This window comes from Frondihabitans peucedani, from assembly GCF_039537585.1.
Classification (GTDB): Bacteria; Actinomycetota; Actinomycetes; order Actinomycetales; family Microbacteriaceae; genus Frondihabitans; species Frondihabitans peucedani.
Genome location: NZ_BAABAU010000001.1, coordinates 1,151,968 through 1,170,682, shown reverse-complemented (window position 1 = coordinate 1,170,682; position 18,715 = coordinate 1,151,968). Strand labels below are relative to the sequence as shown.

The following is an 18,715-nucleotide window of genomic DNA, read 5'->3' as shown; positions in this document are numbered from 1 at the left end:
GTCGGATTCGTTCCGGCGAGCAACGCCCCCGATTCCCCCCAATCGAGCGTTGCTGTGGCGGCACTGGTTCCCCCCAACTGGTGCCGCCCCTCTCTTTTAACGCGGCCGTCGATCGTCTTCCGGCCGCCGTGGCCGGTGATCTGACTGGACGACGGGTCAACCAGCGTGTCCTCCACAGGGCCGACATCGGCGTCATTCCGGGGCTGGGGGTGTGCAGAACTGTCTGCCTCGCGACTTTCCTGCCTACCGTCGGGCATGATCCCCAGCCAGCATGCGATCCCGGCCCCCTCCGCTGTCCCCTCGAGCTTGGTCTGCCCCGCTCCGTACGTCCCGCCCGGCGTCCCGTCTGTCCCCCGGCGTCGGGGTACGCCCTCGCCGAACGGGGTACATCCGGAACCGGTTCGCCGCGTCCCCGAGCAGTTCGGTCCGCTCCGTCCGCTGCTGCGCGACGGCACCGTCACCGACGTGTTCGTGAACCCCGGCGGAGACGTCTGGGCCGATCGGGGTGCCGGGCCCGCACTCGTCCGCTCCCTGCATCTCGACACGCCGACAGCGCGACGACTCGCGACGACTCTGGTCGCAGTCGGCGATCGGCACGTCGACGAGGCGACGCCGTGCGCCGACGTGCGTCTCGCCGACGGGATCCGGGTGCACGTCGTGCTGCCGCCGGTGTCTCGGGGAGGGGCCGCTGTCTCGATCCGGGCCCCGAGCATCCTGCCCCTCTCGCTCGACGATCTCGACGCCGCGGGGCTCTTCGAGTGCGTGCCGCGGCAGCGCGTCGAGCAGCTCGTCCGCGACCGGGTGAACATCCTCGTCACCGGGGCGGGCGGCTCGGGCAAGACGACGCTGCTCGGAGCGCTGCTCGGAGCGGCGCCGCCGACGGAGAGGATCGTCACCCTCGAAGACGTCGCCGAGCTCCGGATCGACCACCCGCACGTCGTCGCCCTCGAGACGCGCCAGCCGAACCTCGAGGGCGCCGGCGCGATCGACCTGGCGCGACTCGTGCGCGAGGCCCTGCGGATGCGACCCGACCGGCTGGTCGTGGGGGAGTGCCGCGGCGCCGAGGTCCGCGAGCTTCTCAGCGCCCTCAACACCGGCCACGACGGCGGAGCCGGCACCCTGCACGCGAACGGCCTCGACTCGGTCGCAGCGAGACTCGAGGCGGTGGGCGCGCTCGCGGGGCTCCTGCCGGAGGCGCTCGCGCGGCAGGCCGTCAGCGCCTTCGGAGCCGTCGTCCATCTCGAGCGGACGACCGAGGGGCGCAGGATCACGGGCCTCGCCACCCTCGCCATCGGCCCCGACGCCCGTCTGAATGTCGTCGAGGCGTAGGAGCGTGGGGAGGCCGGGGAGACCGCCTCACGCCGGGCGTCTCGGGGCGCTGCTCCCGTCGGCCCGGGTGCAAACGCCCGCCGGGACCAGCGCCGTCGCCCTCGAGCGGCTCGCCGTCCTGCTCGAGGCGGGCATCGCACCGGCCGCCGCGTGGGGGCACCTGGCCGCGGCCGGGGGCGATCACCCGGAGGGGCTGGTGGTGCGGTCCGTCGCCGAGGCGCTCGCCCGAGGCCGTCCGGGGGCCGAGGCCCTGTCGGCGGCCCTCGAGGCGGCTCCTGCCAGAGCGGTGCCTCTCGGCGAGTGGCAGCAGCTCGCCGCCGCGTGGGAGGTCTCCGAGAGGAGCGGTGCCCCGCTGGCCGACTGCCTCCGGTCGAGTGCAGCGTCTGCCCGGGCACTCACGCAGTCGCGTCGCGAGAGCGAGATCGCGCTCAGCGGACCGATCGCGACGTCGAGGATCGTGCTCGCGCTGCCCGCCGTGGGATTCCTGCTCGGCAGCCTGCTGGGCTTCGACACGCTGCGGGTCCTGGCTTCGACACCGGTGGGCTGGGGCTCCCTCCTGGTCGCGGGCTCGCTCGTCGCCCTGGCGAGGGGCTGGAACCGGAGGCTCCTCGCGCGGGCCACACCGCCCCCGGGTGTGCCGGGGCTCGACCTCGAGCTCCTCGCTGTCGCCCTGGGCGCCGGAGGCTCCTGGCCCGACGCGCGGCGGTCGGTCGAGTCGGCCCTCGAACGACACTGCCCCGAGAGCAGGATCCCGACCCCCGTCGACGAGGTCGACGCCCTCGTCGAGCTCTCCGAGACCGCAGGGGTGCCCGGAGCCGCACTGCTGCGGTCGGCGGCCGCGGAGACTCGTCGCGAGGCGCGAGCACGGGCGTCGATCGCTGCGGAGCGTCTCGGAGTGACGCTGATGCTGCCGCTCGGGGTGTGCATCCTGCCGGCCTTCGTCCTCGTCGGGGTCGTGCCGCTCGTCGTGGCGCTCCTCTCCTCCACAGGCCTCATGACGTGAGCCGCCGTCCACCGGCCCGGTGCCGCGGCACTCCCCGTCCCTGCCGCTCCCTCGAGACTGAAGCCGTCCAACAGAAAGGCCACCGTGACTCCCTCTTCTCCTTCTCCTCACCCTTCCCATTCCGCTCCCTCTCCTTCCTCCTCAGGGCGCCCGCTCCTGGAGGTGCTCCGAGACGACGAAGGAGCTGCGACGGCCGAGTACGCGATCGTCATCATGGCCGCGGTGTCGTTCGCGGGCGTCCTCGTCACGATCCTGCGCTCCGGGGCCATCCAGTCGGTCCTGACCGAGCTGGTGAAGCGTGCGCTCACCGTCGGATGACCGGCTGCGCTCCAGCGGGGAGGAGGGGACCGTCACAGCCGAGTTCGCCGTCGTCCTGCCTGCGCTCCTGCTCGTCACGGCGCTGTCCGTCGGCGCCGTCGGCGTCGCGGGCCAGGGCGTCCGACTGGCCGACGCAGCAGGCGTCGCCGCTCGTGCCGCGGGCCGGGGCGACGACGGGCTGGTCGACCTCGCCGTCCGCCACCTCGCCCCGGGTGCCGAGGTCGACATCACGAGAGGAGGGCTGGTGTGCGTGCACCTCCGCCGCACTGCCTCGATCGGTCCGCTGGCGAAAGGGGTTTCGCTCTCCGCGGAGAGCTGCGCGCCCGAGGGCGGGGGATGAGGGCGCCGTGACCGTCTTCACAGCCGCCCTCCTCGGAGTGGTCGTGGCGATCGGCTCGATGACGGTCCTGACCTCGGGCGTCCTGATCGAGCGGCACCGTCTCTCCGGGGCTGCCGACGCGGCTGCGCTCGCTGCCGCGGATGGTCTCGCGGGCCTTCTGCCGATGTCTCCGTGCGAGGCGGCGCGCACCGTCGCGGAGGCCGATCGAGCCGTCCTCGAGACGTGCGAGGTGAGCGGGGACACGGTCACGGTGCGGGTCGGCGGGGCCGTCGGAGGACTGTCGATCCACGTCTCGGCGACGGCCGGTCCGCCGCCTCGTGCGTCCGGGCTGCGCACTGCTCCTTCCAAGAAAGGAAGAGCGAGACCCCCGCCCGGTGTGTGTATGGTGTGCCTGTCGGGTGCACCGACATCGTGCGATCTCACCGATCGGCGGGGCGAAGAGGCCGTCGGGCATCTGCTCTCTCGTGAATCGGCCATCTGTCGAGACAACGACTCAAGCCGCCTGCGCGTTTCGCAGGCAGTCCTTACCACCATCCAAGGAGTCCCGTGCCAGGCACGAAGAAACTGGTCATCGTCGAGTCGCCCGCGAAGGCGAAGACGATCGGTCAGTATCTGGGCAGCGGATACGAGGTGCTGGCGTCCGTCGGCCACATCCGCGACCTCGTCGAGCCCAAGAACCTTCCGGCGGAGCTCAAGAAGGGCTCCCTCGGCAAGTTCTCCGTCGACGTCGAGAACGGCTTCGAGCCGTACTACGTGGTCTCCGACGCGAAGAAGAAGACCGTCGCCGACCTGAAGCGCGCCCTCAAGGGTGCCGACGAGCTCTACCTCGCGACTGATGAGGACCGCGAGGGCGAGGCCATCGCGTGGCACCTCCTCCAGGAGCTCAAGCCCAAGGTCCCCGTCAAGCGCATGGTGTTCCACGAGATCACCAAAGACGCGATCCAGAAGGCGCAGGAGAACACCCGCGAGCTCGACACCGCGCTCGTCGACGCCCAGGAGACACGGCGGATCCTCGACCGCCTCTACGGCTACGAGGTCTCGCCGGTGCTCTGGCGGAAGGTCGGCCCCGGACTCTCCGCGGGCCGCGTCCAGTCGGCCGCGACGCGCCTCGTCGTCGACCGGGAGCGAGAGCGCCTGGCCTTTGTCTCCGCCAGCTACTGGGACCTCAGTGCGATCTTCTCGCCCGTCACCGAGCGCCTCCCCTTCCCGTCGCGGCTCGTCCGGGTCAACGGGTCCAGGATCGCCACCGGTCGCGACTTCGACGACCGCGGGCAGCTCAAGGGCGACTCGATCGCCCTCGACGGCAGCAACGCGCAGGCTCTCGCCACCGCCCTCTACGAGCCCGGCGTCGCCGTCGTGGTGCAGTCGGTCGAGTCCAAGCCGTACACACGCCGCCCCGCCGCCCCGTTCACGACGTCGACCCTCCAGCAGGAGGCGGCGCGCAAGCTCCGCTTCTCGGCACGGCAGACCATGAGCGTCGCGCAGTCCCTCTACGAGAACGGCTACATCACCTACATGCGGACCGACTCGCCGTCGCTCTCGCAGCAGGCGATCGACGCGGCGCGCTCGCAGGCGTCCAAGCTGTACGGCGCCGAGACGGTGCCCGAGAAGCCCCGCCTGTACTCCGGCAAGAGCAAGAACGCGCAGGAGGCGCACGAGGCGATCCGCCCCTCCGGCGACACCTTCAAGACCCCGAGCCAGCTCGAGGGCACCCTCCGCGGCAACGACTGGAAGCTCTACGACCTGATCTGGAAGCGCACCGTCGCCTCGCAGATGGCCGACGCCAAGGGGTCGACCGCCTCCGTCGTCGTCGCGGCCACCACGACCGAGGCCGTCGACGGCATCGACGCCGGATCGCGCGGCGCAGGCCAGCGCGGCACCCTCGCCGAGTTCGTCGCCACGGGCACCGTCATCACGTTCCGCGGCTTCCTCGCCGCCTACGAGGAGGGCCAGGACGAAGAGCGCCACGCCGACGCCGGACCTGCCGAGGCCAAGCTGCCGTCGCTGACCGAGGGTCAGGCGCTCGCGCTCGACGACGTCGAGGCCAAGGGCCACGACACCAGCGCTCCGCCCCGCTACACGGAGGCGAGCCTCGTCAAGACACTCGAAGAGCTCGGCATCGGGCGCCCCTCCACGTACGCGGCGATCATGTCGACCATCGTCGACCGCGGCTACGTGACCCCGCGCGGCACGGCGCTCGTGCCCAACTGGATCGCGTTCAGCGTGGTGCGGCTGCTCGAGGAGTACTTCGGCGACCTCGTCGAGTACGACTTCACGGCCAGCATGGAGGACGACCTCGACCTCATCGCCGACGGCGCGGCCGACCGGGTCGACTGGCTCAACGGCTTCTACTTCGGCAACGAGACCCACCGCGGCCTCCGCAAGGTCATCGACAACCTGGGCGAGATCGACGCCCGCGACATCAACTCGATCCCCCTCGGCGAAGGGCTCACCCTCCGCATCGGCCGCTACGGGCCCTACCTCGAGGCGCCGGGAGAAGACCCCGAGACGCCTCGCCGCGTCAACGTCCCCGAAGACCTCGCCCCCGACGAGCTCACGCCCGCCCGGGCCCGCGAGCTCATCGACGCGCCCGTCGTCGGCGACCGCGTGCTGGGAGTCAACCCCGACTCCGGCAAGGAGGTCGTCGCGAAAGACGGCCGCTTCGGCCCCTACGTCACCGAGCGCACCCCCGAGGTCGAGGTCGAGGCGGCGGTCGACTCCGACACCGGCGAGATCCTCGAGGCCGCTCCGGTCGCGGCCGCGGCGGCTCCGTCCGAGGCGGAGGGCACCACGCTGACGAAGGCGCCCGCCAAGAAGAAGGCTCCGGCCAAGAAGGCGGCGCTCCCCAAGGAGCGCACCGCCTCGCTCTTCAAGTCGATGGACGTCGACTCCATCGACCTGGCGACCGCTCTCCGACTCCTCGACCTGCCCCGGACCGTCGGGCTCGACCCCGAGTCGGGCGAGGAGATCCAGGCGCAGAACGGCCGATACGGTCCCTACCTCAAGAAGGGCACCGACACGCGGTCGCTGACGAGCGAGGACCAGATCTTCGACATCGACCTCGCGGGCGCCCTCGAGCTCTACGCTCAGCCCAAGTACGGGGCCCGACGGGCCTCGAGCGCCCTCAAGGAGTTCGAGGCGCCCGATCCTGTCAGCGGCAAGGCCATCAAGATCAAGGACGGCCGATTCGGGGCCTACGTGACCGACGGCGAGACCAACGCGACGATCCCGCGCGGCGAGACCGTCGAGGAGGTCGACTTCGACCGCGCCGTCCAGCTGATCGCCGACAAGCGGGCCAAGGGACCGGCCAAGAAGCCGGCTGCGAAGAAGGCCCCCGCGAAGAAGCCCGCCGCGAAGAAGCCCGCCGCGAAGAAGCCAGCCGCCAAGAAGCCTGCGGCGACCAAGGCCGCCGCGACCAAGACGGCTGCGACCAAGACGGCGGCGACAAAGACGGCGGCTGCCAAGACGACCGCGCGTCGCGCTCCCGCTGCCAAGACCGGCAACCCGAAGACGACAGCCACCACGACGGCGACCGAGTCCGAGTAGTGGCAGGCCTCTTCATCACTCTCGAGGGGGGAGACGGCGTCGGCAAGTCGACGCAGGCCGCCCTCCTCGAGACCTGGCTGACCGAGTCCGGGCACGGAGTGGTCCGCACCCGCGAGCCCGGCGGCACGGAGCTCGGCGACGAGATCCGCTCGATGGTGCTCCACCGCCGCGGCCACATCGCGCCCCGGGCAGAGGCCCTGCTCTACGCCGCCGACCGCGCGCACCACGTCTCGACGCTCGTCCGCCCCGCCCTCGAGCGGGGCGAGATCGTCCTCCAGGACCGCTATCTCGACTCGTCGGTGGCCTACCAGGGAGCCGGGCGGGTGCTCGTCGCCGCCGAGATCCGCGCACTGTCGCTCTGGGCGGCCGAGGGCCTGCTGCCCGATCTCACGATCCTGCTCGACCTCGACGAAGAAGCCAGCCGGGCCCGCCTCGACCGCTCGCGGACGGAGTACGACCGGCTCGAGGCCGAGGCGTCCGAGTTCCACGCGAGGGTGCGGGCCGCGTTCCTCGACCTCGCGGCAGACGAGCCCGAGCGCTTCCTGGTCGTCGACGCGGGCCTCCCCGTCGACGAGATCGCCGGCCTGATCCGCGAGCGGGTCCGAGCTAAGCTGGCCTGACAATGGGCGTCTGGGATCACCTCACCGGGCAGGCCGACGCGATCCGCTCGCTCCGCGCCGCCGCCAGCACGGCCGCGGGCAACACCGCGATGTCGCACTCCTGGCTGATCACCGGCCCGCCCGGATCAGGGCGGTCCAACCTCGCCTACGCGTTCGCCGCGGCGCTCCTCTCGCGCGGCCCCGAAGACGAAGACGCCACCGTCCGGCAGGTGCAGGCCCGCACGCACCCCGACCTCGCCGTCCTGAGCACCGAGATGGTCATCATCAAGATGGACGAGGTCCGCGAGCTCGTGAAGGCCTCGCAGTTCTCGCCGTCCGTCGGCCGCTACCGGGTCGTGGTCATCGAAGACGCCGACCGGATGACCGAGCGCACCTCCAACGTCCTGCTCAAGGCCCTCGAAGAGCCCCCGCCACGGACCGTCTGGATCCTGTGCGCCCCCAGCGAGGCCGACCTCATCCCCACGATCCGCTCGCGCGTCCGCAGCGTCCGCCTCCGCGTGCCCTCGGTCGGCGACGTCGCCGAGCTGCTGCGCGAGCGCGACGGTGTCGACGCCGAGACCGCGGTCGTCGCAGCCCGAGAGGCCCAAAGCCACATCGGCATGGCGCACCGCCTGGCGACCGACCCCGACGCCCGTGCGCGGAGGCGCCAGACGCTCGAGACCGCCCTGGCCATCCGGTCTGTCTCCGACGCCGTCATCGCCGCGGCGACACTCCTCGCTGTCGCCGGCGAGGACGCCAAGGCGATCACCCTCGAACGCGACGCCGAAGAACGCGAGAGCGCCCTCCGATCCCTCGGCATCGCACCCGGCGGCACCGTCCCGCCGGCCCTCCGCGCGCAGCTCCGCGCCCTCGAGGACGACCAGAAGCGGCGCGCCACCCGGAGCCTCCGCGACGGGATCGACCGCATCCTGGTCGACCTGCTCTCGCTGTACCGCGACATCCTGCTGCTCCAGCTCGGCGTCAGCGAAGAGCCGATCAACCAGAGCATCCGCAGCGAGCTCGACCAGGCGGCCTCCGCGGCCACATCGGCGACGACGCTGCGCGTGATGGACGCCATCAGCACGGCCCGCACGCGCATCGACGGCAACGTGGCACCCGCCCTCGCACTCGAGGCGATGTTGATCGCAGTCAGCCGCCACCCCGTCCGGTAAGCCAAGATGTCCTCATGACCGACGACGTCTCCCCGCCCGGCCTCCGCGAACGCAAACGACTCGCCACCCGGCGCGCCATCCAGGTCGCAGTCCTGCGCCTCGTCCGACAGCTCGGCTACGACGCCGTGACCGTCGACATGATCAGCCGAGAAGCCGACGTCTCCGCCCGGACGTTCTTCAACTACTTCCCCTCCAAAGAAGACGCCGTCGTCGGCGACCCGCCCGTCCTGCCCGAGGGCGACGGCCTGCTGCCCTTCGTCCACGGCACCGGCCCCGGCAGGATCCTGCACGACGTCGTCGACCTCATCGAGACCGCAACCGAAGCCAACATCACCGACCGCGAACTCGTCCGCGCCCGCCGCGAAGTCCTCCGCGACCACCCCGAGCTGTTCGCCCGACGGACCGCCAGCATGCACGACTTCGAAGCAGCCCTCGGCGACGCCGTCCGCCGCCGCCTCGAGCACGACCGACCCGAACGGGCGCAGGATCCCGAGCAGCTCACCAGCGACGCCCAGCTGATGACCCTCATGATCATGGCCGCCCTCCGACACGGCTGGGCCGAGTGGGTCGAACAGCGGAACGAGAGCGAGACCGTCGGCGCCACCCTCCGCGCACACCTCGACGACAGCTTCGGCAGGGCCGCCGCGCTCATGTCACAGGAGGCTCCCGACATCGGGTAATGTATCTGACTGTGCGTTCGGGCCCCGGCCCGAAACCACGCCGCCTTAGCTCAGTCGGTAGAGCGTCTCACTCGTAATGAGAAGGTCGTCGGTTCGATTCCGACAGGCGGCTCTGTTAGTCGGTTGCTGCGCAACCTCCCACAGCCCGCGGTGCTTGTCTGGCGGCTTCGCCGCGTGGCGGCTTCGCCGCGGCGGCTCCGGTTGGTCGGTTGCTGCGCAACCTCCCGTGGCCCGCTCTGCGTGCGCATTGCGGACGGCTCCAGGGACGACCGGAGCAGGGGCGGGCGCGGCCTCCACAGGGGGGTGAAGGGGTGAAATTGTCCACGGAGATGTTGACGGAGTGTGTGGGGAGGGCCGCGACCCCCTAGTTTGGGGGGTACGAGGGCTGCCGCAGCCTGACCGTCCACCCCATGAACCCCCTCCTGGAGCGAACCCATGCCCTCTCGCCGTTCTTTCCTGAGCTTCTTCGGAGCAAGCGCCGCCGGCGCCGCCTTCTTCGGCTGGCGACACCGCTGGCACGCACCGCAGACCGGCATCGCAGCACCGACGCCGGCGGCGACCGCGTCCGCCACCGCCCGGCCGAGTGCTGTCCCGTCCGCAGCAGCCACCGTCGCGCCCGTCGCAGAACCTGCGGCGGAGGCCACCGCCACCGCGACGACCGCGTCCCTGATCGGCTCGAAGATGCCGACCGGGACGATCGTAAGCAACGGCACCACCTGGACCCAGGTCTACGCCGAGGACTTCCTGACGAACGCCCCGCTCGGCGGTGTCACCCGGGTCTACCCGAAGCTGAACTTCTACGCCAGCGGCAAGGACACCTCCGGCTACGGCACCTACGCGCCGAATCAGGTGCTCTCGGTGAAGGACTCCGCGCTCGACTTCCACCTGCACAGCGTCAACGGCCAGCACCTCGTCGCCTCCGTCGTCCCCGACAACTACGCGCCGCACGTCCACGCGCGGGTCTCCATCCGCTACCGGGCCGACCCGATCACCGGCTACAAGTTCGTCGGCATGCTCTGGCCCAAGTCCGACAACTGGAACGAGGGCGAGATCGACTGGCCCGAGGGCGACCTGACGCGTCACCCGCGTCCGGCCTCCGCTATCGCCGGCACCCTAGGTCAGGGCAAGGGCGGCGCCCCGGTCTTCCTGCCGCCGACCGAGATGTTCGCGAACACCGATCAGTCGCAGTTCCACGTCGCGACCACGGAGTGGACGTCGTCCGCGGTGCGCTTCTACTGGGACGGCGCTCTCGTCGCCGAAGTGACGAGGGGCATCCCGACGACGCCCCTCCGGGTCACGCTGCAGGCAGAGACCTGGATCGCCCAGGGCGCTCCGTCCAACTCGTCGGACGGTCACATCCAGATCGACTGGATCACCATCCACGAGGCGCGCTGACGACACCGCCGACAGACGACTCCGCCCGCCCAGCTCCCTCGTCGGACGGCTCGGCAGGCCCTCAGCCTGCGGCAGACCCTCAGCCTGAGGGGGTCCAGCACCCGCTACATTCGGTGTCGTGTCCTCTCTTCGGCGGACACCTCTCTGCCGCCGTCCCGAGGAGGAGCACGTGGTCAGTCGCCGCGCCTTCCTCGGCATCGTCGGGGCGACGTCCGTGGGTGTCCTCGCCGTCGTCGGCGGCGTCTTCCACGACCGGGTCGAGAGCGTCCTCGGCCACGTCCCCGACGTCCTGCCGGACTCCGAGATCCCGCCGGTCCCCGAGGTCCCGCCGACCTCCGACGCACCGCCCGTGAGCGACGCGATGCCCTCCGGGGCAGTCGTCAGCAACGGCACGACCTGGACCCCGACGCTGGCGGAGGACTTCCTGCGCGACGCGGCCACCGGCGACGTCCTGACCGCGTATCCGGCGATGAACGCCTACCCCGGCGGCCGCGACACCTCCGGGCACGGCACCTACGCGCCCGAGCGGGTGCTCTCCGTCCACGACTCCGTGCTCGACTTCCACCTCCGCACGGTCGACGACCGGCACCTGGTCGCCTCCGTCCTGCCCGACGACTACCGCCCGCACCTCTACGGTCGCGTGCAGCTGCGGTACCGGGCCTCGTCGGCCCGCGGCTACAAGTTCGTCGGGCTCTTCTGGCCGTCGTCCGATCGCTGGAACGACGGCGAGATCGACTGGCCCGAGGGCGACCTCGACGCGCGGACGCGCCCGGCCTCGGCGATCGTCGGCAGCATCGGCTTCTGGACCAGGACCATGCGCTTCCTGCCGGATCGCGAGCACTTCGCGCCGACGGATCAGACCGGGTTCCACGTGGCGACGACCGAGTGGACGCCCGACGCGATCCGCTTCTACTGGGACGACGACCTGATCGCCGAGGTGAACGCCGGCATCCCGACGACGCCGATGCGCGTGACGCTGCAGGCCGAGACCTGGATCGGCCGCGGTGCTCCTCCCGAAGGCGCCGAGGGGCACATCGAGATCGACTGGATCGTCGTCTACGACCGCACGGCCTGACCTCGATCCGCAGATGCGTGCCCGCGTGCTAGATCAAGCCGCAGATCAGGGTACGGTGAGGGCATGATCCTGCCCTCGCGCCGCGTTCCGGCCCTGGTCGCGCTCGCCGTGGTCGTCGCCCTGGTCGCCACCGGCTGTTCCGGCGGTTCGTCCGGCAGCGCTTCTCCGGCGCCGTCGTCGACGAGCACGATCGCGCGGGGGAGCGGTACTGTGACGGTGCTCTACGCCGGGTCGCTGGTCGACCTGATGGAGAAGACCGTCGGGCCGGCCTACGACGACACCACCGGCTACACGTTCCAGGGGCAGGGCGCAGGATCCGGGGCGCTCGCGACGATGATCAAGGGCAAGACAGTCAGGGCCGACGTCTTCGTCAGCGCCAGTCCGAAGGTGAACCAGACCCTCGAGGGCTCCGCGAACGGCGGCTGGGTCTCGTGGTACGCCGCCTTCGCCTCGTCGAAGCTCGTCATCGGCATCAACCCGAGGTCGTCGTTCGCGGCAGAGCTCCGCTCGAAGCCCTGGTACGACGTCGTCGGTGAGAAGGGCTTCCGACTCGGATCGACCGACGCGCTGACCGATCCCAAGGGCGCTCTCAGCGTCACGGCCCTCGAGAGCGCCGCGAAGAGCGAGAACAGGCCCGAGCTCGCGGCGATCGCGAAGTCGTACGACGACGTCCAGCCGGAGGAGTCGCTGGTCGGCCGTCTGCAGTCGGGCCAGCTCGACGCAGCGTTCTTCTACGCCTCGGAGGCGAAGGCGGCGGGCATCGAGACGATCCCGCTCACCGGTCAGGACCTGAAGGCGACCTACACGGTCACGAGGCTGAAGGGGGCGCCGAACCCGAAGGGCGCCGACGCCTTCATCGAGTACCTCCTCGGCGACGCCGGGCGGAAGGCCCTGACGGGGTTCGGCTACGACCTCCAGACGCCCGCCGCAGTGACGGGCACGGGCGTCCCGAAGAGCCTCTCCGGGGTGCTCAGCCGTTAGCGCCGCGCGCCTCCCTAGGCTGGACCCCATGCCCCGCAGCCCGCTCGCGTTCCTGGGCGGTCTCCTGGCCCTCTTCCTCCTCGTGCCGATCGCTGCGTTCGTCGTGCGCTTCGCCGTCTCCGGAGACCGGGGCTTCCAGACGCCCGGCCTCGCTGCCGCCTTCTGGACCTCGATCGTCACGGCCAGCATCTCGACGGCGATCATCGTGGTCCTCGGGGTGCCGCTCGCCTACGCCCTGGCCCGCTCGACCGGCGGCCTCGGCCGCGCGCTCGGCATCCTCGTGCAGCTGCCGCTCGCTCTGCCGCCGGTCATGAGCGGCATCGTCCTGATCTACGTCGTCGGTCCGTACACCTGGCTGGGCGAGCTCTTCGACGGCCGCCTGACCGGGAGCCTCGCCGGAATCGTCATCGCGCAGACCTTCGTCGCCTCGCCGTTCCTGGTGATCGCGGCGCGGAGTGCGTTCGCCGCCCTCGATCCTGCGCTCGACGATCTCGCCGCGACCCTCGGGCACCGGCCGCTTGCGCGCTTCGTCCGCGTGGCCCTGCCCGCCGCCGCGTCGGGAATCGGCGCCGGCGTGCTGCTCACCTGGCTGCGTGCGCTCGGCGAGTACGGCGCGACCGTGCTGCTGGCGTACCACCCGTACTCGCTGCCGGTGTTCACGAGCGTGCAGTTCCAGTCGGCGGGCATCCCCGGCACGCAGGCGCCGACCGCTCTTGCGCTGGGGATCGCGATCCTGGCCGTGCTCCTGGGGGCCGCCCGGCGTCCTTCCTGCAGGCGACGCAGCGCAGGATCCCGGAGCACCAGCGCCGCCCGCGCGATCCTGCCGGCCCCGCCCCGCCCGGACACCCCCACGCCCGTCGCCTTCGCGCTGGACGCCCGCGTCGGCGCCTTCACGCTCGACCTCTCCCACGGGGCCGGCGCGCACCGGATCGCGATCCTCGGGCCGTCGGGCTCCGGCAAGTCGGTGACGCTCAGAGCGCTCGCGGGCCTCCTCGACGGCGCTCGGGGATCCGTGCGGCTGGGCGGCGACGACGTGACGGCCGTCTCCGCCGAGGACCGCCACGTCGGCTACGTGGCCCAGGGCGGGGCCCTGCTGCCGGGACGGACGGTGCTTCAGCAGGTGCGGTTCGGGGTGGGCACCGATCCTGCCGTCGCCTCCTGGTGGCTCAGGACGCTCCGCCTCGACGGCCTCGAGGACCGCCTGCCGTCGGAGCTCTCCGGCGGTCAGCGGCAGCGGGTCGCCCTCGCGTCCGCACTCAGTCGGCAACCGCGCGTGATCCTGCTCGACGAGCCGTTCTCGGCCCTCGATGCTCCGGTGCGGGAGGAGCTCCGCCGCGAGCTGCGGCGGCTCCAGGTCGAGACCGGGCTGTCGACGGTGCTGGTCACCCACGACCCGGAGGAGGCCGCGATGCTCGCCGACGAGATCCTCGTCATCGATGGCGGACGGCTGCTCCAGGCGGGCCCGCGGCGAGACGTCTTCTCGCGTCCGGCCTCGCCGGCGGTCGCGCGGCTGCTCGGGATCCCGAACCTGCTGCGGGGCGTGGCCGTGTCGGGGGAGGCGATCGAGACCGCCGGCGCCCGAGTGCCCGCGCCCGGCCACGGCATCGCCGAGGGCGAGGCCGTGCTCTGGAGTGTGCGGCCCGAGCGGCTCCGGGTGCGGCTCCGTGGCGCGGGCCCTGCCGACGGCACACCGGCGGGACTGCCCGCGACGGTCGTCGACGTGGCCGAGCTCGGGACGTCGACGAGCCTCACCGTGCGGATCGGCGTCGACGCGGAGCTCCGCGCACACACCACCGACACCGTCGAGCTCGCGGTCGGTGATGCGGCGGACGTGTCCTGGGATCCTGCCGCTCTCTCGGTCTGGACCGACCCGTCGGCGGAGCACGCCGCACCGTGACAGGCTGGGAGCCGTGAGCAGCAGACGCATCGTGGTCGTCGGTTCGGCCAACCAGGACTACCTCGTCCGCGTTCCCCGCGCGCCCGAGGGCGGCGAGACGACGATCGCGCGGAGCCTCGTGAAACTCCCCGGCGGCAAGGGCGCCAACCAGGCGATCGCGGCGGCCCGACTCGGGGGCGACGTGCACTTCGTGGGCGCGGTCGGGCGGGACGACGACGGGGCCCGGATCCTGCGGTCCCTCCAGAAGGACGGCGTGACGATCGACGACGTGCGGATCGTCGACCAGGCTCCGACCGGCCTCGCGCTCATCTCGGTCGACGACTCGGGCGAGAACGCGATCACAGTCGTCTCGGGGGCAAACGACACCGTGACGGCCGAGAGGGCCAGCGCGGCCGCCATCCGTCTCGGAGGCGCCGACACGCTCGTCGTCCTGCAGGGGGAGCTGCCGCTCGACGTCCTCGAGGAGACCGCGCGCACCTGCCTCGCCGCCGGGTCGCGCCTGATCCTGAACCTCGCTCCCTACCGCGAGGTCGCCGCCGACGTGCTCGCGGCCGCCGACCCGCTCGTGCTCAACGAGATCGAGGCGTCGCAGCTGCTCGGCGAGCCGGTCGCCGGCGTCGATGCCGCCCTGGAGGCCGTCGGCCGGCTCCTCACGGTGTCGCGGTCCGCCGTCATCACGCTCGGAGCGCAGGGCGCCGTCTGGGCAGGATCACGGGACGGCGAGGAGGCCGCGCACGTCCCCGCCCGCGAGACCAGCGACGTGGTCGACACGACCGGAGCCGGCGACGCCTTCGTCGGCGCGCTCGCCTTCGCGCTCGCCAGTTCCGCCGACAGTGCCGAGCCGGGGCAGGAGTCGGGCTCGGCGAGCCTCGGCGACGCCGTGACCCTCGGGACCCGCGCCGGCACGTTCGCGATCCGCGGCGTCGGGGCTCAGTCGTCGTACGCGCGGCCAGCCGACCTCGGGCTCGGCGGCGGCACCGGGGGAGCCCCCTCGAATCCCTGATAGACAGGGGTCATGACACTGCGCTGGGGAGTCCTGGGCACCGGAGGCATCGCCGAGACGTTCGTCCGCGACCTCCAGGGCGCCGACCTGACCGTGACCGCCGTCGGCTCCCGGAGCGACGAGACCGCGCGCGCGTTCGCCGCGAAGCTGGGCATCCCGACCGCCCACGGCGGCTACGACGCGCTGGTCGCCGACCCGGGCGTCGACGTCGTCTACGTCGCCACCCCGCACGTGTTCCACCGGGAGCAGGCGCTCCTCGCGATCGCCGCGGGCAAGCACGTGCTCGTCGAGAAGCCGTTCACGGTGAACGCCGCCGAGGCGCGCGACGTGTTCGAGGCCGCGTCCCGAGCCGGGGTCGTGGCGCTCGAGGCCATGTGGACCAGGTTCCTGCCGCAGAATCGGCGACTGCGCGAGATCCTGCGCGCCGGCACCATCGGAGAGCTCCGCCTCTTCGCCGGCACGCACGGCCAGAGCCTCCCCACCGACCCGCGGCACCGCATCAACGACCCGGCCCTCGGCGGTGGCGCCCTGCTCGACCTCGGCGTCTACCCGGTGGCCTTCGCCCTCGACGTGCTCGGCGCGCCGACCGGCGTCCACGCGAGCGGGGTGCTCAGCGACCAGGGCGTCGACGCCCGGGTCGCAGCCGTCCTTGAGCACGACGGCGGAGCCCGGTCGATGATCTCGGCCGCCCTCGACCTCCGCCAGCACAACTCGGCCAGGATCGACGGGACGGCCGGCAGGATCGAGATCGACGACGTCTTCTTCTCGGCCAGCGGCTTCACGGTGTTCGACGCCGACGGGCGCCAGACCGAGCGGTACGACTCGGACGAGCACGGCCTCCGCGGCATGCAGCACCAGGCCTTCGAGCTCGAGCGGATCGTCGCCGAGGGCTGGGGCGACGACGCGCCGCTCACGCCCGACGACACGGTCGCGATCGCCACGACGATGGACGAGATCCGGCGGCAGCTCGGCGTCCGGTACCCGGGCGAGAAGGCGTAGCCCGGGCTCGAGCGCGGATGCCGACACCATCCGAGGCTGGCGCTCGCGGCAGCATTTCGTAGGATGGCTCCGATGACTTCCGACGATCAGGCGCCGGCGGGCGGCTCCGGCTCCCGTGTTCCCGCCATCCTCCGCGCTCACCCGCGTGCCGCAGCGATCACCGGGGGCGCCCTCGCGCTGGTGCTCTTCGGGGGCGGCGCAGTCGCCGCCGGGGCAGCCACCGGCCGAGCCGACGCCGCCTCCGTGCAGCCGGTCGCCTCGGTGTCCGCGTCGACTCCCGCTTCGCCGTCGGCCTCGCCGCGCTCCTCGAAGTCGCCGTCCCCGAAGCCGACGGCGGCTGCCCGCGCCGTCCCCTCCGCCATCCCGAGCGCGAGTCCGCTGCGCACCTGCTCCGTCGCCGCCGCGGCCGCCGACTCCCGGCTCGGCTCCTTCGAGGGCACCGTCGTCGATTCGGCCACCGGTGCCACGCTCTTCGACCGCAACGGCCAGACGCCCGCCCGGACGGGCAGCGTCATGAAGACGCTGACCACCGCGACCGCGCTCTCGGTCCTGGGGCCCGACTACCGCTTCACCACGAAGGTCGTCGGCGACAAGGGTGACATCGCCCTCGTCGGAGGCGGCGACGCCACCCTCAGCGCGACGCCGGTCGGGGCCGAGAGCCTCTACACCGGCGCGCCGAAGCTCGCCACGCTCGCAGCTCAGGTGAAGGCCAAGCTCGGCACCACGAAGCTCACCAGCATCGACCTCGACGACACCTACTGGAACGACACCGACCGGTGGGACCCGTCCTGGCCCCGCACCGAGCAGACGATCGGCTACCAGCCCGAGGTCGTCGCGCTGATGGTCGACGGCGACCGCGCCAACCCCTCGCTCGAGACGAGCCCGCGCAGCACCGACCCGGTCGGCCGGGCCGGCGACCTCTTCCGGAAGGCGCTCGTGGCCGCCGGCGTCGACGGAGCCTCGAACGCCCCGATCACGAAGGGCGCCGCGAAGAGCGCCACCGTGCTCGCCCAGGTGCAGTCGCAGCCTGTCTCGACCCTCATCGGCCAGATGATCCCGAACAGCGACAACACGCTCGCCGAGATGCTGGCGCGCGTGTCGTCGAAGGTCTCGGGCAAAGACGGCTCGGCGGCCTCGCTCACGTCGGTGTACCAGGCGGCTCTCGCGAAGACCTACGGGCTGAACGCCTCCGCGATCAAGATCGTCGACGGCTCCGGCGAGAGCGCGAACAACGGCGTCCCGTCGGCGTTCGAGGCGCAGCTGATGCAGAAGGTCCTGGCTCGCAGCGGCTCGCTCGGCCTCCTCTACGACTCGCTGCCGGTGTCCGGACAGACGGGCACCCTGGCCTCGCGCTTCACCGGCGCGAACGCGGTCGCGCGCGGCGCCGTCCACGCCAAGACGGGCTGGATCGACAGCGCCTACACCCTCGCCGGCGTCATCGACGCAAAAGACGGCACCAAGCTCACCTTCGCCTTCTACGCCATCGGCAATGTCTCCGGCACCGCGCGCGAAGCCCTCGACACCCTCTCGACCGCCGTCTACTCCTGCGGCGCCAACCTCTCGAACCAGTGACCCGCGCCCTCTTCGTCGTCGACGTCCAGAACGACTTCACCGAGGGCGGCGCGCTCGGTGTCGACGGCGGCGCGGCCGTCGCTGCGGGGATCACCAGGATGCTCGGGTCGGCTCCCGAGGCCTACGACGTCGTGATCGCCTCCCGCGACTGGCACCACGGCGACGACGACAACGGAGGGCACTTCGCCACCACGTCCCCGCCCGACTTCGTGTCGACCTGGCCCGTCCATTGCGTCGCAGGATCGCTGGGCGCCGACTACGACCCCGGCCTCGACGCCTCGCTGATCGACGTGCACGTCCGCAAGGGCATGGGCGAGCCCGCCTACTCGCTCTTCGAGGGCGTCGGCGACGACGGCTCGCCGGTCGCCCGCATCCTGGAGCAGCGCGGTGTGACCGACGTCGACGTCGTCGGCATCGCGACCGACCACTGTGTGCGTGCGACGGCCCTCGACGCCGTCACGGCGGGCCTCCGCGTGCGGGTGCTGCGCGACCTCGTGGCCGGTGTCGCGCCCGCGAGCTCTGCTTCGGCTCTCGCCGAGCTCGCTGCTGCTGGCGTGACGCTCGCGTAGCTCGCTGCCTGCCGCTGCCGCTCGGCGAGATCGCAGTAGTCGTCGCGTGCGCCCGGCTCGAGGCGACATCTACTGCGATCTCGGGGGTGTCTTGCCCCGAGATCGCAGTTGGACAGGCGTGGGGGCGACCGGGGCGTGTCGAACTGCGATCTCGGCGCGGGTGCTGCGGCCGTGCGACGGCGCGGCGAGATCGCAGTAGTCGTCGCGTGGGCGGGGCCCGACGCGACATCTGCTGCG

Annotated in this window: 16 protein-coding genes, 1 tRNA gene and 1 pseudogene; all 18 read left to right on the top strand. The window is 71.9% G+C overall.

Features of this window, described 5'->3' with window-relative positions; genetic code table 11:
- The first annotated feature begins 255 nt into the window (after nt 1–255).
- The 18 genes and pseudogenes from ABD733_RS05390 (at nt 256) to ABD733_RS05305 (ending at nt 18,478) form a co-directional block, all read left to right on the top strand.
- Nucleotides 256–1,329 (top strand): TadA family conjugal transfer-associated ATPase, encoded by a 1,074-nt coding sequence (locus ABD733_RS05390; protein WP_425552861.1) that lies wholly within the window; start codon nt 256–258, stop codon nt 1,327–1,329.
- Between the two features lie 67 nt (nt 1,330–1,396).
- Nucleotides 1,397–2,332 carry a type II secretion system F family protein gene (locus ABD733_RS05385; protein WP_344793992.1) on the top strand — a complete coding sequence of 312 codons (936 nt, stop codon included), beginning with the start codon at nt 1,397–1,399 and terminating at the stop codon, nt 2,330–2,332.
- Nucleotides 2,333–2,494: 162 nt separating this feature from the next.
- Nucleotides 2,495–2,650 carry a DUF4244 domain-containing protein gene (locus ABD733_RS05380; RefSeq protein WP_344793991.1) on the top strand — a complete coding sequence of 52 codons (156 nt, stop codon included), beginning with the start codon at nt 2,495–2,497 and terminating at the stop codon, nt 2,648–2,650.
- Entirely contained in the window at nt 2,631–2,990 is a 360-nt protein-coding gene (locus tag ABD733_RS05375; protein ID WP_344793990.1) for a TadE family type IV pilus minor pilin, read from the top strand. The genes ABD733_RS05380 and ABD733_RS05375 overlap by 20 nt, the downstream gene beginning before the upstream one ends.
- 7 nt (nt 2,991–2,997) lie before the next feature.
- Nucleotides 2,998–3,240, top strand: a pseudogene (locus ABD733_RS05370) (Rv3654c family TadE-like protein); the annotation flags it as partial.
- A gap of 296 nt (nt 3,241–3,536) precedes the next feature.
- Nucleotides 3,537–6,536, top strand: coding sequence for a type I DNA topoisomerase (topA, locus tag ABD733_RS05365; RefSeq protein WP_344793989.1), 3,000 nt, complete (start codon nt 3,537–3,539; stop codon nt 6,534–6,536).
- A complete protein-coding gene (gene tmk, locus ABD733_RS05360; RefSeq protein ID WP_344793988.1) occupies nt 6,536–7,156 on the top strand; it encodes a dTMP kinase in 621 nt (206 codons plus the stop codon). Before topA ends, tmk begins: the two co-directional genes overlap by 1 nt.
- A 2-nt stretch (nt 7,157–7,158) precedes the next feature.
- Nucleotides 7,159–8,307, top strand: a complete 1,149-nt coding sequence (locus tag ABD733_RS05355) for a DNA polymerase III subunit delta' (RefSeq protein ID WP_344793987.1) — start codon at nt 7,159–7,161, stop codon at nt 8,305–8,307.
- A gap of 14 nt (nt 8,308–8,321) precedes the next feature.
- Complete coding sequence (locus ABD733_RS05350; RefSeq protein WP_344793986.1) at nt 8,322–8,987, top strand: TetR/AcrR family transcriptional regulator; 666 nt, start codon at nt 8,322–8,324, stop codon at nt 8,985–8,987.
- Between the two features lie 39 nt (nt 8,988–9,026).
- Nucleotides 9,027–9,099: transfer RNA gene (locus ABD733_RS05345), tRNA-Thr, on the top strand.
- Nucleotides 9,100–9,422: 323 nt separating this feature from the next.
- A complete protein-coding gene (locus ABD733_RS05340) occupies nt 9,423–10,382 on the top strand; it encodes a glycoside hydrolase family 16 protein (protein WP_344793985.1) in 960 nt (319 codons plus the stop codon).
- A 169-nt stretch (nt 10,383–10,551) separates the two neighbouring features.
- A complete protein-coding gene (locus ABD733_RS05335) occupies nt 10,552–11,457 on the top strand; it encodes a glycoside hydrolase family 16 protein (RefSeq protein ID WP_344793984.1) in 906 nt (301 codons plus the stop codon).
- 63 nt (nt 11,458–11,520) lie between these two features.
- The gene (locus ABD733_RS05330; protein ID WP_344793983.1) at nt 11,521–12,438 is read left to right on the top strand and encodes an extracellular solute-binding protein; all 918 of its coding nucleotides are present in this window, start codon (nt 11,521–11,523) and stop codon (nt 12,436–12,438) included.
- Between the two features lie 28 nt (nt 12,439–12,466).
- On the top strand, nt 12,467–14,335 hold the full coding sequence (locus tag ABD733_RS05325) for an ATP-binding cassette domain-containing protein (RefSeq protein WP_344793982.1): 1,869 nt from the start codon (nt 12,467–12,469) through the stop codon (nt 14,333–14,335).
- 13 nt (nt 14,336–14,348) lie between these two features.
- On the top strand, nt 14,349–15,338 hold the full coding sequence (locus tag ABD733_RS05320) for a ribokinase (RefSeq protein ID WP_344793981.1): 990 nt from the start codon (nt 14,349–14,351) through the stop codon (nt 15,336–15,338).
- A gap of 12 nt (nt 15,339–15,350) precedes the next feature.
- A complete protein-coding gene (locus ABD733_RS05315; protein ID WP_344793980.1) occupies nt 15,351–16,337 on the top strand; it encodes a Gfo/Idh/MocA family protein in 987 nt (328 codons plus the stop codon).
- A 72-nt stretch (nt 16,338–16,409) separates the two neighbouring features.
- Nucleotides 16,410–17,909 (top strand): D-alanyl-D-alanine carboxypeptidase/D-alanyl-D-alanine-endopeptidase, encoded by a 1,500-nt coding sequence (locus ABD733_RS05310; RefSeq protein ID WP_344793979.1) that lies wholly within the window; start codon nt 16,410–16,412, stop codon nt 17,907–17,909.
- Nucleotides 17,906–18,478, top strand: a complete 573-nt coding sequence (locus ABD733_RS05305; protein ID WP_344793978.1) for an isochorismatase family protein — start codon at nt 17,906–17,908, stop codon at nt 18,476–18,478. Before ABD733_RS05310 ends, ABD733_RS05305 begins: the two co-directional genes overlap by 4 nt.
- Nucleotides 18,479–18,715 lie beyond the last annotated feature (237 nt).

Bases quoted from the DNA above. Each gene is read 5' to 3' on its own strand.
- ABD733_RS05390 (WP_425552861.1), top strand. From the start codon at position 256: ATGATCCCCAGCCAGCATGCGATCCCGGCCCCCTCCGCTGTCCCCTCG.
- ABD733_RS05355 (WP_344793987.1), top strand. From the start codon at position 7,159: ATGGGCGTCTGGGATCACCTCACCGGGCAGGCCGACGCGATCCGCTCG.
- ABD733_RS05350 (WP_344793986.1), top strand. From the start codon at position 8,322: ATGACCGACGACGTCTCCCCGCCCGGCCTCCGCGAACGCAAACGACTC.
- ABD733_RS05340 (WP_344793985.1), top strand. From the start codon at position 9,423: ATGCCCTCTCGCCGTTCTTTCCTGAGCTTCTTCGGAGCAAGCGCCGCC.
- ABD733_RS05330 (WP_344793983.1), top strand. From the start codon at position 11,521: ATGATCCTGCCCTCGCGCCGCGTTCCGGCCCTGGTCGCGCTCGCCGTG.
- ABD733_RS05325 (WP_344793982.1), top strand. From the start codon at position 12,467: ATGCCCCGCAGCCCGCTCGCGTTCCTGGGCGGTCTCCTGGCCCTCTTC.
- ABD733_RS05315 (WP_344793980.1), top strand. From the start codon at position 15,351: ATGACACTGCGCTGGGGAGTCCTGGGCACCGGAGGCATCGCCGAGACG.
- ABD733_RS05310 (WP_344793979.1), top strand. From the start codon at position 16,410: ATGACTTCCGACGATCAGGCGCCGGCGGGCGGCTCCGGCTCCCGTGTT.